8 protein-coding genes are annotated in these 13802 nt (G+C 48.0%); all 8 read left to right on the top strand.

The features are described 5' to 3' along the window. Positions 1 to 98 precede the first annotated feature (98 nt). The 8 genes from WFI24_RS16325 (at position 99) to WFI24_RS16290 (ending at position 13752) form a co-directional block, all read left to right on the top strand. Positions 99 to 371, top strand: coding sequence for an alpha/beta-type small acid-soluble spore protein (locus WFI24_RS16325; protein ID WP_017691962.1), 273 nt, complete (start codon positions 99 to 101; stop codon positions 369 to 371). A 255-nt stretch (positions 372 to 626) separates the two neighbouring features. Beyond that, complete coding sequence (gene metK, locus WFI24_RS16320) at positions 627 to 1829, top strand: methionine adenosyltransferase (protein WP_336762429.1); 1203 nt, start codon at positions 627 to 629, stop codon at positions 1827 to 1829. A gap of 192 nt (positions 1830 to 2021) precedes the next feature. Further along, positions 2022 to 5732, top strand: a complete 3711-nt coding sequence (locus WFI24_RS16315) for a SwmB domain-containing protein (RefSeq protein ID WP_336762427.1) — start codon at positions 2022 to 2024, stop codon at positions 5730 to 5732. 326 nt (positions 5733 to 6058) lie between these two features. Next, entirely contained in the window at positions 6059 to 8782 is a 2724-nt protein-coding gene (locus WFI24_RS16310; protein ID WP_336762425.1) for a stalk domain-containing protein, read from the top strand. Between the two features lie 47 nt (positions 8783 to 8829). Beyond that, on the top strand, positions 8830 to 9990 hold the full coding sequence (locus WFI24_RS16305) for a sensor histidine kinase (protein ID WP_017691966.1): 1161 nt from the start codon (positions 8830 to 8832) through the stop codon (positions 9988 to 9990). A 7-nt stretch (positions 9991 to 9997) separates the two neighbouring features. Next, entirely contained in the window at positions 9998 to 10720 is a 723-nt protein-coding gene (locus WFI24_RS16300; RefSeq protein ID WP_026081439.1) for a response regulator transcription factor, read from the top strand. A 354-nt stretch (positions 10721 to 11074) separates the two neighbouring features. After that, positions 11075 to 11452, top strand: a complete 378-nt coding sequence (locus WFI24_RS16295; protein ID WP_336762423.1) for a hypothetical protein — start codon at positions 11075 to 11077, stop codon at positions 11450 to 11452. 410 nt (positions 11453 to 11862) lie between these two features. Next, positions 11863 to 13752 carry a helicase-related protein gene (locus WFI24_RS16290; protein ID WP_442956231.1) on the top strand — a complete coding sequence of 630 codons (1890 nt, stop codon included), beginning with the start codon at positions 11863 to 11865 and terminating at the stop codon, positions 13750 to 13752. Positions 13753 to 13802: the final 50 nt, after the last annotated feature.

The raw sequence follows: 13802 nt of genomic DNA, 5'->3' as shown, positions 1-13802 counted from the left end.
CAGATTACCCAGTTCTAACAAACATTAATACGGCTAGCCAACCTTGTTCCTGCTCACTCTATAACTGTTGATAATCAATTAATGGAGGTGCAGGAACCATGGCTAGAAGCAATCGCAAAGTTGTACCCGAAAGTCGTCAAATGCTGGATCAGATGAAGTATGAGATTGCTGCAGAGTTTGGCCTCAATGTGGGTTATGGTGGCAGAGGGTTGGCTGGTGCGGATACAGAATTTGGATCTGAACTGGGTGAAGTGAGTGATCACTCCTATGGGCAATACAAAGGGTGGGGGCATCTGACTTCCCGCGAGAATGGATCCGTTGGTGGAGAGATCACCAAAAGGCTGATTCGCCAGGCAGAGCAGCACTTATAGGGCATTTTCCTTACCCCAATCCGTTTGACACGTCTTGACAAATACGTTAAGATGGCATTTGAGGTATGCAACCTTTTCCACTAGGGAAAGGTTGATTTTCGTTTGAGGCAATTACCTGAAAAATCCTTATCTTCGCAACTGCGGACCCTGCGTCCTTATTCCATTTTGGAAAGCTTCGAGGGTACAGTGAACGAATCGCTGTCATGTTTTGTTCGGGCAATCGCCATACTACTAGTTATGGGAGGTTGAAACTTCATGTCTGTTAAAGGCCGGCATCTATTTACATCGGAGTCTGTAACCGAAGGACATCCGGATAAAATCTGCGATCAGATCTCAGACGCCGTATTGGACGCGTTTCTTGCAAACGACCCCAATGCTCGCGTAGCTTGCGAAGTTTCCGTAGCCACAGGCTTAGTGCTTGTCATCGGTGAAATCAGTTCAGCTTCTGAATACGTGGACATTCCGTCCATCGTTCGTAATACAATTAAGGATATTGGCTACACACGTGCCAAGTTCGGTTTTGATTATAACACTTGTGCAGTTCTGACTTCTCTGAATGAGCAGTCTGCTGATATTGCCCAAGGCGTTAACGCAGCGCTTGAGAACCGTGACCCGGAACAAGTCGCTCGTGAAACAGAAAACATTGGTGCAGGTGACCAAGGTCTGATGTTCGGTTTTGCAACGAACGAAACACCTGAACTTATGCCTTTGCCAATTGCATTATCCCACCGTATCGCACGCCGTCTGGCGGAAGTGCGTAAGAACGGTACATTGGAATATCTTCGTCCAGATGGTAAAACGCAAGTAACGATTGAATACGACGGTGACAAGCCGGTACGCGTGGATACAATTGTTGTGTCTACTCAGCACGCTGAAGAGACTCTACTTGCGCAGATTCAAAAAGACATCAAAGAACATGTAATTCTGCCCGTCGTTCCAGCTGACTTGCTGGATGAGCAGACTAAATATTTCATCAACCCAACAGGACGTTTCGTTATTGGCGGACCTCAGGGAGATGCAGGCCTTACTGGACGTAAAATCATCGTAGATACCTACGGCGGTTATGCACGTCACGGCGGTGGCGCGTTCTCTGGTAAAGATCCGACAAAAGTAGACCGCTCCGCAGCATATGCCGCTCGTTACGTAGCGAAAAACCTTGTAGCTGCAGGTCTTGCAGACAAAGTGGAAATCCAGCTCGCTTACGCGATTGGTGTAGCCAACCCGGTATCGATCAACGTGGATACATACGGAACTGGCAAAGTCAGCGAAGAGAAATTGGTTGAGCTTGTGCGCAACAACTTCGATCTTCGTCCGGCTGGCATCATCCGTATGCTGGATCTGCGTCGCCCAATCTACAAACAAACCGCTGCTTACGGTCACTTCGGCCGTACAGACCTGGATGTACCTTGGGAGCAAGTGGACAAAGTAGACCTTTTGAAAACTCAAGCAGGTTTGTAATTAGCTAACGGTATATTGATCTTCTCTTGAAGCCCTTGATTCCGATATGGAATCAGGGGTTTTTTGCATCTTTTTACAAAATAAAAAACCATACATTTCCATTTTATTAATTGAAAATCACTCTCTGACCGACATAAATATAGAGGTCTGTATATCAGACAATTAGGAAATTGAGATAAGGGGGAAGGTTGGGTGTTTGTGAAAAAAATGGCCCGTAAGGGATTGGTTAGTCTTATGGTTGTGATGTTAGTTGCACAAGGCTGGTTGACCGGATGGGTAGGTATGGAGCCTGCATATGCAGCAGACGAATTGGCTGGGAAAGGAATTAGTGCGACGCTTCCTTTGTTAAATGCTACTCAGGTGGACGGTTCTGTGCCACTCAAGATTGAATTCGATAACCCAGTAAAGAAGGTTGAGGGTACTACAGATAAAATCACCATCCATCGAATCTCCGATAGCTCCATCGTTACAGAGATTGAAGTGAATAGTCCGGCAGTAAGCGTCAAACCAGACAATATCGATGCTGATGCGAGTCTAGGGAAATTGGTAGAAATTAGACCAGCCTCAGCTCTGCCAGGCGGTAGCTTCTATGTTTCTATTGGCAGTCAATCTTTTGCCTATGAGAATAATCAACCTTTTGCAGGATTAAATAGGGAATGGGTATTCCATGTTGCTGCAGCTAATCCAGCCAGACTGTTAAACCGGTCACCGCAAACGGCTGCTACAGGCGTGTCACCGTCTGCTAATATCGTGCTTACCTACGATCGAGCGATGTCCAGAGGTAATGGCAAGCTGCAGATCTATCAGGGAAGTACTTTATATGAGGAGATTGATGCCAATTCAACACAGATCAGCTTTAATACTTCCCAAACAACGGTTACGATTGATCCGGCTAGAAATTGGCCAAATAACAGCACGATATACATAGCTGTACCAGCAGGTTTCTTACGTGATGCAAATGGGAACGACACGTCCGCAATACAACGAATAGACTGGGGATTCACTGTGCTCTCCGACCCTACAGCATTAACTGTGACCTCCTTGTCTCCAACGAATGGGGCAACAGGTGTGGGGCTGTCAGGTGAGTTGACCCTAACGTTCAACAAAGAACTGGATACCAATTACACGGCTCAAGCCACGCTGGAAAATATCAATGGTGGAACGGTTAATGCTACAACAATCATAAACAGTTCCAACAACCGTCAGTTGCGCATCATTCCGCAAACAAGTCTGACGAGTAACACAACGTATACTATTGATATTCCTGCTAATGTATTTCGTGATAGATCCGGAAATCTGTTCACTGGATTGAATGGAGCTACGGCATGGACGTTCAGAACGTTGTCGGTTGATACAACCGCGCCTGTACTTAAGACAGTAAAAATGTACAGTAATACGATCATCCGACTGACGTATGACGAGTTACTTTCAACCCTTGATCCGTTAACGTCAAGTTTCGCAGTTACGGTTAATGGCGAGAATCGGAATGTCAGCTCATCCTACGTGTCAGGGGATAGTGTGTATGTTGTACTCGATACGGGAGTAGCGGTAGGACAGGTAGTGAGAATCGCTTATACACCAGCAACCGGGATACGCAAAATTCAGGACTTGTCACTTAATGCAGCTCCGGCATTCTCTGCGAGAGACGTGGAGAATGGTCTGGATTCCATCATGTCCAAGCCGCGTGAAGGTATAGCGTATACAAATACAATTAATCTCTATTATCCTGAGACGGTGTATATTAACTCAAGTGATGCATATAAACAATTCAGTGTTACTGCAGATGGATCGGCTGTGGGTGTCAGCAGCATGTCGACCAATAACAGTTCACTTGTTACATTGAATCTCAGTCGTTCGATATCTAATGGTGAAGTTGTCCGTGTATCCTATCAACCGGGTGAACAGCCTATTAAAGATAGTCGTGGTCAGACACTTGCTGGTTTCAGTGGGTTTTATGTGCGCAATAGCAATGATACGAAGCCACCTGAATTCCAGAAGGCTGAGATTAACAGCAATAAATTATGGATCTACTATAATGAGCAATTAAGTCGATTGAACAAACCTTTGAACAATCAGTATTCCGTATTGGTAGATGGCAAAGCCGTATTTGTTAACAATGTAGACATCGAGGACGATCTTGTGACACTGACGCTTGCTTCACCCGTAACAAGTGCACAGATCGTAACCCTTTCTTATGTTCCAGGGGCTTATCGTCTGACAGACTTAGCTGGTAATCAAGCAGCTCTGCTGGATCTTGTTCCTGTGACACATACTTATGGCAACGGAACGATCTTGTCAGGTATTTTACAAGGGGACACAATACAGGTTAACTTCCGAAACGCTTTAAAAACTGAGCCGTTATTAACACCTGCTCAGTTCAAAGTATTGATTGGTAGCAAGACCATTCCGGTGAATTCCGCCTCGGTGACAGGACCAGTGGTTACCTTGAAACTGTCCGAATCTGTGCCGGCTGGACAGACAGGTACGATTACCTACACACCTGGATTAGTGTCGCTTAGAGATGCGCTGAATACTGAGGTAGGGGCATTTGGTCCGTTGACACTTCAGGAGAGCACAATCACTAATCCCACAGATACTACAGCAGTAGGGCGCCCAGCGTGGCTGACCGAGTGGAGTGCGGTTGATTCTGGATTTGGTCAAGCACTTCTGGTCATGAGCACGGATGTAGCTTCTGCCAAGAGTACGCCCTCACATAATAATCGTACAACGCAGCAGTATACGATCGATGAGACAAAGCTTGTTCAAGCATTCGAATACGCTTCTGCAAATTATAAATTAAATCAACCTATATTGTTCGAGGTACCGGCAAGTAATGAGACGGCATACGTTGGAATTCCATTCCATAAGCTATCCCAAATCGCTTCCAGGTATCGCACGGGTACGATTGGGGTCAAATATAAAGACAGTATATGGAGTGTGCCTCTCGCTGATTTGAAACTGGTGTCTATGGGACAAAGTGCAGGAATCACAACGGCTCCAGGTACAGCGACACTATATGTACAGATGGAAACTGTTCCGAGACTATCTTCAGGTGCTATGGATTACATGTTATCCAGAACCAATGCTCAGAGTCTGGGGGATGCAACAGAGGCTTACATTACACTCTTCAACGGGAATACAGGGAAAAGTGTGGAACAAAATATTAGAAGCCAGTATTCAATCAAACTTCCTGGCAATACGTCTACTACACTAACAAGCTTGACAGCGGTTGATCCCAATTCACAGTCATTATCGTACATCCCTACTGCGTATAGAACCACGTCAACAGGGATTGTTGCACGAGGAATGCTCAATGGTAATCAGGTTGTCGCGCCAATTACACATCTGGTTAGCTTCCCGAGCACACCCGATTGGGCACGTGATGCTGTAACGGAATTAGCTTCGAAATGGATTATTACAGCGGATAATCTTGCGAAATACAATACGAAAAGTAAAATCACCCGTGCGGAGTTTGCTGAACTTGTTGCGAAAGGGCTAGGACTGAAAAGAAACGCGGCTGCTGCACAATTCAGTGATCTAGGCAAGAACAGCACAACGAATGGGTATATCGGTGCTGCAGTCGAGGCGGGGATTATTCAGGGCGTTGGTAAAGGGAAGTTCCAGCCCAACAATCTGATTACCCGTGAACAAATGGCGATTATGTTAGTTAAAGCAATGAACTACGCGGGGCAATCACCAACTCTTCAATTGTCAGTCGAGAATATCTTGGCCAAATTCAAGGACCATAAAAAGATTAAATCCCCGGATCTTGTTGCCAAAGCAGTACAGACAGGCCTTATTCAAGGGACGGATAATAAGGAATTCAAGCCTTTGGATAGAGCGACCAGAGAACAGGCAGCAGTGATGTTGAAACGTATGCTGAATCAAATCGGTTATCTGTAAAAATAATTTGTTCAACTTTTGAGGTAACGTATTCTCCAGTACATGTAGATATATTCCAACTTAGAAGCACATCAGCCCAATTACTCAAGCTGATGTGCTTCTTTTTATATGAACATCATATGAATGAATGGAAAATGACATCCGAGATATGAAAGTGTGCTATTTTCATAATCTATGCGTGCTAATATAGGGGACAAACGTAACTTTTTCCACAAAAAGCAGTCTATTAATAGAAGAGTATACTAGAGATCTCGCTATCTGCTGCCTACTTGGCAGTGTTCGTGATGTCTAAGATTGATATACAAGATGGGAGAGACGTTTCAAACATGCTGGGGAAACATGGGAAACAGCTGGAAGACGTTAAGGGCAGTAAGGTGAAGAAATGGGCGATTGTGACGCTGGCGGGTGTTATCTGGATTGCGCCGGTGATGAGTGCAGGCGGGCAGATGTGGTCAGGTACTTCGTGGCAATCGGTGGCCGCAGCAGCATCTACGAATACAAGCAAGTTGAGTGAAGAAATTCTGACTTCGGGTGCGAAGCTCATGAAATACAGATATACAACAACACGTTCCGGTTCCAAGGTCAACGTACTGGCGGATGTAATCCAGGTGGATCTGCAGAACCCCTATGTGAAGCTGGATGTGATGACAGGCAAGGGCGGTAATCTGAACAGCAAACAGAGCACAGGTGCCATGGCTAAGGAAAATGGTGCAGTAGCTGCTGTGAATGGGGATTACTTCAATGTTTCCGGGGAGCTCGCCCCCATTGGTGGACAGGTCTCAGATGGCGTACTGGTCTCCACACCTTCCGAACTGTCGGGCATGTATGCCCTCACGGTGACCAAGGATGGCAAACCGATGATCGATGAGTATTCCTTTGACGGAACTGTGAAGGCGCAGGATGGTTCAACCTTCGCTTTGCGTGGGATAAATAAAGAGGATTATACGGTAGAGTCGGGGGCGGTAAAATATAGCCATGCCAATTCGATGTATATTTATACACCGGAATGGACGTCCACCAAACGCCCAAATGACCCTTCCACAACGCCGACAGAGGTTCTCGTGCAGAACGGAGTAATTACCCAAATCTCGGATAAAAAAGCGTTAAACATGACGGTGCCGAAGGATGGGTACATTTTGCGTGCGCATGGAACAGCGGCGACATGGATCATGAGCCATTTATCTGTTGGGCAAACCTTGGATGCGGATTACAAACTGAAAGCTAAAACAACCGGGCAATCGGTTGATCCAAGTAACCTGGAGATGATGATTGGTGGTCATACGATTCTTGTGAACGGTGGAAAGGCAGCATCCTTTTCCCGTGATATCGCATCTTCCGGCATCGGTGGCATTCGTGCAAGAACGGCAGTAGGATACTCCCAGGATGGTCGGTATGTCTACATCATTGCAGCGGAGAAAAACAGTAACAGCAGCGGGATGTCGCTGACGGAACTGCAATCCTTTATGACCAGTGTGGGTGTCTGGAAAGGCATGAACCTGGACGGAGGCGGCTCCACAACGATGGTAACACGTCCGTTAGGTGAGCAGACCGCGGGTCTGACGTTCAACACAGAGTATGGCACCGAGCAACGTCAGGTTGTAAACACGCTGGGTGTGTTCTCTACGGCTCCGGCAGGTAAACTGAAGGGCTTTGCCGTGAGCGGCAGCCAAACGTTGCTGGTGGGACAAGAGGGCAAGTACACAGCCAAAGGATATGACACCTACTATAACCCAATCGCAACAGGCGATATCAGCATGTCCTGGAAGTCCAGCAACAACGGCATTGTGAGTGTCAGCAACGGCACGATTAAAGGCGTGAAGCCGGGTACAGCAACCCTGACGGCAACGAGCAATGGAGCTTCATCCTCCATTAAAGTATCGGTACTGGGTGGAAGTGAATTGGCTTCCCTGACAGCAGGATCGGGCCTCGGTTCGCTCAAAGCGGCCGCAACGATGTCCATTCCGGTAACGGCTACGACGAAGAGCGGACAAAGTGTTACGGTTCCGGCGGACTCGCTGACATGGGAATTTATCGGCTTCAAAGGTAAAGTGACTGCTGACCAATTAACGGTATCTTCCGTCAATTCCGGTGCACAAGTGGGATATGCGATTGGACGTTATGATGGTTACAGCACAGTCGTAGTACTCTCGGCATCTGCCAGCGAAACGATCTGGGAGAACTTCGAGAATGTGAATTATCCGATCAACTTCACGACGAACGCAGCGGGTGTAACGGGTACGGCAACCGTTACAGCAGGAACAGATGAGAAAGCCGGCTCCAATGTACTGCAACTCGGTTATGATATGACTGCTGGAACAGGCAAAATGTATGCTTATGCACAACTGAATGGCTCTACCGGTAGAGAGGTATCTGCTGCAGCTACATCGATGTCGATGGATGTTATGGGAGATAAGAGCCTGAACTGGCTGCGTGCCGAATTCACGGATGCCAATGGCAAAACGGTATATGCCGATCTCGCCAAGGCGATTGACTGGAACGGGTGGAAGAAGCTGAGCGTGGACCTGAACGGACTGAACATCGCCTATCCGGCGAAGCTGAAGCGGGTCTATGTGGTGAATGTGGAAGAAGGTCAGGATGAGCGTGCGAAATCAGGTACGGTTGCTTTTGACAACATCGCCTTCACGATGCCTTCCAAGTCCAGTGAAGTCGGATTACCTACGGGTACAGCTTCGCTTGTGCTTGGACAGAAATCAATGACGGTGAATGGAACGAAAAAAGCCATTGATGCAGCACCGGTCCTGAAAAATGGTACCACGTATGTGCCAATCAAACATGTTTTGGATGCTTTTGGTGGTCAGGCAAGCTGGGATAGCAAAAATCAGCGGATCACGGTATTACGTGGTGGCAAGCTGATTGATCTGGTGGTAGGGCAGAAAGAATTCATTCTGAATGGTAAAAGACAGAGCGCAACTGTTGCACCATACGTAACGGGTGGTAGGACTTTGGTCCCACTTAGACTCGTTTCCGAGCAACTTGGTCTGACTGTAAAATGGGAACAGAAAACGAAGACCGTTACCATCTCATCGTGATATGGTATGATATATACCGGAAACGATAGAAATGGAGTCGAACAAACGTGGATTTACAAGCCGATGCCATAGACCGCGTCATTAAAAACGCCATACAAGTCATGGAAAACAGCAAATATCAAATGTTCGAAATTATGGACGCGACTCGTGATGAGCTGAAAACACTCAACGAGGAGTTAAAGTCGGTGCTGAAGGAGACGGCGGAAACGATCGAGAAAGTAGATCAATTGGAGCTGAACTACCGCCGTTCCCGGATCCGGCTGACGGAGGTTAGCCGTGACTTTGTCCGCTATTCTGAGCATGATATCAAGCAGGCGTATGAGAAAGCAACACAGCTGCAGCTGGATTTGATGATTTATCGTGAGAAGGAAATGTATCTGAAGGCCCGTCGGGATGATCTGCAGAAGCGTGCCAAAAATGTGGAAGCTTCTGTGGAGCGTGCCGAGACCATCGGTTCGCAAATGGGCGTTGTACTCGAGTACCTTTCGGGTGAACTGGGTCAAGTGACCCGGATTATTGAAAATGCCAAAAATCGACAAATGATTGGTTTGAAAATAATTTTGGCCCAGGAAGAAGAGCGGAAACGCATTGCTCGTGAGATTCATGACGGGCCTGCGCAGATGCTCGCCAATCTAGTGCTTAGGACGGAAATTGTAGAAAGAATGCTCATTAAGCAGGATTTTAAGATGGTCCAGGCCGAAATAGTAGATTTGAAAGGCCAGGTTCGTTCCAGTCTTGAAGAAATGAGAAAAGTAATTTTCAATCTGCGTCCTATGGCACTGGATGATCTGGGACTGATTCCAACGCTTCGGAAGTACGTGCAGGATTTTGAAGTAAAAACGAAAATCCGGTCGCTTTTTGAAACAAGAGGCAAGGAACATCGTTTATCTTCAGCCATGGAGGCTGCAATCTACCGCCTCGTGCAGGAAGGTCTGTCGAATGCTGCAAAGCATGCTTATCCCACATATGTAGTAGTGGAAATTACATATCAGGCTCAGCTCGTCAAAATTGTCGTTCAGGACAATGGGCTTGGGTTCAAACCGGAGCTTCTTGCGAAGAAAAGCAAGGATCATACCCACTTCGGTCTGATTGGGATGAGAGAACGGGTTGAACTGTTAGAAGGAAGAATAGAGATTGAATCCGGAGAAAATCAAGGAACCAAAATAGTAATTCATATCCCGACAAACGTGGATAAGGGGAAGGAGTAGCAGGATGATGGAAAACCGTGATACTGGTAAAGCATCAATTAAAGTTCTTTTGGCTGATGATCATCAGCTGTTCCGTGAGGGACTGAAACGCATTTTAAATATGGAGGACGACATTGAGGTCATCGGCGAGTGCGGCGATGGTATCCAAGTGCTCGAATTCTGCAATCAGGATAAACCTGATATCGTATTGATGGATATTAACATGCCGATCGAAAACGGGGTTGAGGCAACGGAGAAATTGCGTGAGCTGTTCCCTGATGTCAAAGTGATTATCTTGTCCATTCATGATGATGAAAGTTATGTATTTGAGACGCTTCGTAAAGGGGCTAACGGGTACTTGCTGAAGGATATGGAGGCCGAGTCTCTGATCAATGCGATTCGTTCCGTGCATGAAGGACATGCGTTTATTCATCCCAAAGTAACCGGCAAACTGATCATGCAGCTGCGTCGTATGACGTATCTTAATGAAACAGGGGCAATGAGTGAAGGAGCTTCGAAGGAAGCAGGCGTTAAATTTGTCGCTGGCGACAATAACCCGCTCACACGTCGTGAGGCTGAAGTACTTCGCTTGATGGCAGAAGGTAAGAGCAACAAAATGATTGGTGAATTCCTGTTCATCAGTGAAAAAACGGTAAAAAACCATGTCAGCAGTATTCTGCAGAAGATGGAAGTGGACGATCGTACACAAGCTGTAATCAATTCGATTAAATATGGTTGGGTTACGCTCTAACACCTTATTTTTTCTTAAAGTAATATTCTTATCGGAAGTCAGTCCATTGGTTGATTCAACCTGATGAAGTATAGATTGGTGTACACTCGCGCCCTTTCCAGAATGTTGGATTGGTCTGCGGGTTAATGGACTTTATCGCTGCGAATGAGCAAAGTGTGAAGTTGTGCGGAACATATGTTCAAGCTTAGGCGTGAATGAATGACCTGGCCTGTCTTTCTTCGTCCGGTGTCGATCAGAATGGAATATGAGTGATAGGAGTTGCAAGTGTAACCCTTCAGAAAGTACAGCATATACTGCTGTATACAGGGATGTTCGCCATGGGTGAGCATGACCTTCCGAGGAGGTGCAGTTGCCATGGTTGCTCATCTGACTATGATTCTGCTCATATACTTCCTGGCGGCAATGGCCGTTCATGCCATGCACCAGCGCCATCTTTCCCGTCCGGAATCTGAAGGCTTCGAGCAGATCCTGCTCATCCCTTCCAATCAGGCAGGACGGATCGAAGGCACTGTTAGAGCACTTTGCCGGGAATTGTTATACCGTGGAAAGAGCTTCAGATTAACAGTTGTCGCTGATCGTACAGAAGCGGAAACGATTACGATTATTGAAAAGCTTATGCAAAGGCAAGGAATGGAGACATCTTATCTGCCTGCTGTCCCTGCTGATATTGAACGGGTAGCACAGACCGATCACACGTTTCGCTTGATTGATTTGCGTGAGCCAAAGCAATAAATCAGGGTGTGAACGAAAATCGGATGAGTATTTCTCAGATCTACAGTGAAAAGATTACAGCAGAAGCTGTAGTCTTTTTTTGTAATTGTAGCCAAGTCTGCTTTTAAATTAAAAATGGGTTTTTATGCAATCTATGGTTATAAAAATTTTCGAAGTCAGAACTCTTAATTTAAAAGTATAGACGAAGCAGACTGGAAAAAGTTTCGCAATTTTAAAGAAAGATTCTGGTTATTAGAAGAATTTATATGATGCATGACTAATCTTGTGATGTAGAGAATCAATTGGTATAGTGATAAGTAGATTGATCATATGAAGATTGAATATGGACATGAAGCACATGCTCCGGCGAACAGCCGGGTTGGCATGTGCTTTTTTGCGTTCGGAAAATGTGCGATGGGGGAGGAGAGTAAATGAAAGTTGCCTTATATGTATGCCGTGTACGGGAAGGGTGGAGGATGATCTTGTCTCTCGATGTTCGAGTGGATGTGGCTTGGTGGCTAGAAGGGGGAAGTGGGCGACATGTGCTGCGCTGGTTGTTGTTGGATACAGCGTTGCCGTTAAGTCAGGCATCTTGGTTGGTTGAACATTTTGAGCTGGAGCGGGGCATGGATCAGTGGGGCGAGCGCGAATGGCAGAGTTATCTTGCGCGGAAGCTGGATGTTTATGAACTGGCCTCGGGTGAAACAGAGGCTAGGAAAGCTACAGCGGGCAAAGCGGGGAGTGCTGCTGTGCGTGGCATTCAGTTAGGCGGGATGGCCGAGCCGTATCCCGCCGGGCATTGGGCTCAGCTGGAGCGGGACGCGGCCCTGCTGGCTGAGCAGATCAGCGGCCGCCAATTACTGGCGGCCGAGGCGGAGGCGTTGCTGGCGGATACCGCCCATCCGCCAGGGGAGTGGCGCGCGGCTGCACAGCTCGCGCGCTTGCACGGGCGGCTGAGCATCACAGCCGCCCTTGAAGGGTCTGCCCCGCGCCGTCGGCACGCGTGGCTTGGACGCGCGCGGAGCGCGCCCCGCTGCCACCGTTGTGGCAGCGAAGCCAGGCAGCGCGTGCCCTGCGCTGCCTGCGGCCTGGCGGCGTGCGCCTACTGCGAGGCTTGCCTCGCGCTGGGGCGCAGCCGTGCCTGTGCGCTGCTGCTACGCAGTGCAGCGCAAGGAGCCGTGCCACGACGCGGCGAAGCACCGCGTGGCACGGCCTTGGCCCCCACCGGTGGCGGGCTCGCCCGGTGGGGGCTTAGCGCAGCGCAGAGCGCGGCAGCAGCCGCGGCGCTCGCGTTTTTGGCCCGGCCACCCGCAGGGGATGGGCCGGGGCGGTTTTTGCTGTGGGCCGTGACCGGGGCCGGCAAGACCGAGATGATTTTCCCACTGCTCCAACATACATTGGATCGTGGCGGACGAGCTCTGGTCGCTACGCCGCGCAGAGACGTGGTGCTGGAACTGGCTCCGCGTCTGGCGAAGGCTTTCCCGGACACCTCACTCGCTACCCTTTACGGAGGCAGTGAAGAACGCTGGAAAGACGCTCGGCTCACACTCGCGACCACACATCAACTGATGCGTTTTTATCAGGGATTTGATCTCGTCATTATCGACGAACTAGATGCTTTTCCCTATCACAACGATCCCATGCTCGCTTACGCGGCGGCATCCTCCTGTAAACCGGACGGGAATTTTGTTTATCTATCTGCCACACCGCCTGCTCGGCTCCAGAAGGAAGCAGCACAGGGGAAACTCACTCATGCCAAAGTTCCAGTACGTTTCCACCGTCATCCTTTGCCTGTCCCGCGCTTAATCAAGATGGTTACCGTTGCTGAATGTATTAAGAAACGAAGTCTTCCTTCTGCCTTGAAGACTAACATCCAAATTTCATTGCAGCGTGACGCCCAGGTATTTGTGTTTGTAACACGCATTGCCCAGATTGAGGCGTTTGTGAACCTGATGCGTCGTACCTTTCCCGCAATCCATATCGAAGGAACTTCATCTCAGGACCCCGATCGCGCTAGCAAAGTTACAGCCTTTCGTGAACGTATGATTCGTCTGCTCGTAACCACCACAATTCTGGAGCGTGGCGTGACCATTCCGCGAAGCGATGTCTTTATATTGGATGCAGACAATAGTCTCTTTGATGAGGCATCGCTGGTTCAGATGGCGGGTAGAGCAGGGCGTTCCATGGATGATCCGGCGGGTAGAGTGATTTTTGCATCGTCTCGTCGGACACGTTCCCAGGTGAAGGCCGTTGCACAGATTCGGAAAATGAACGCTATCGCTCGTCGCAAAGGCTATCTGCATTCGACATCCCAAAGATAATCGCCATCTACCAAGGTTTATATCCTAATTTCACATTACATTCCCAAGAC

Origin of the sequence: Paenibacillus sp. USHLN196 (assembly GCF_037144955.1) — a bacterium.
GTDB lineage: Bacteria > Bacillota > Bacilli > Paenibacillales > Paenibacillaceae > Paenibacillus > Paenibacillus xylanexedens_C.
Note: the sequence above shows the minus strand (reverse complement) of the source record. Positions and strands in the feature narration are given on the sequence as shown.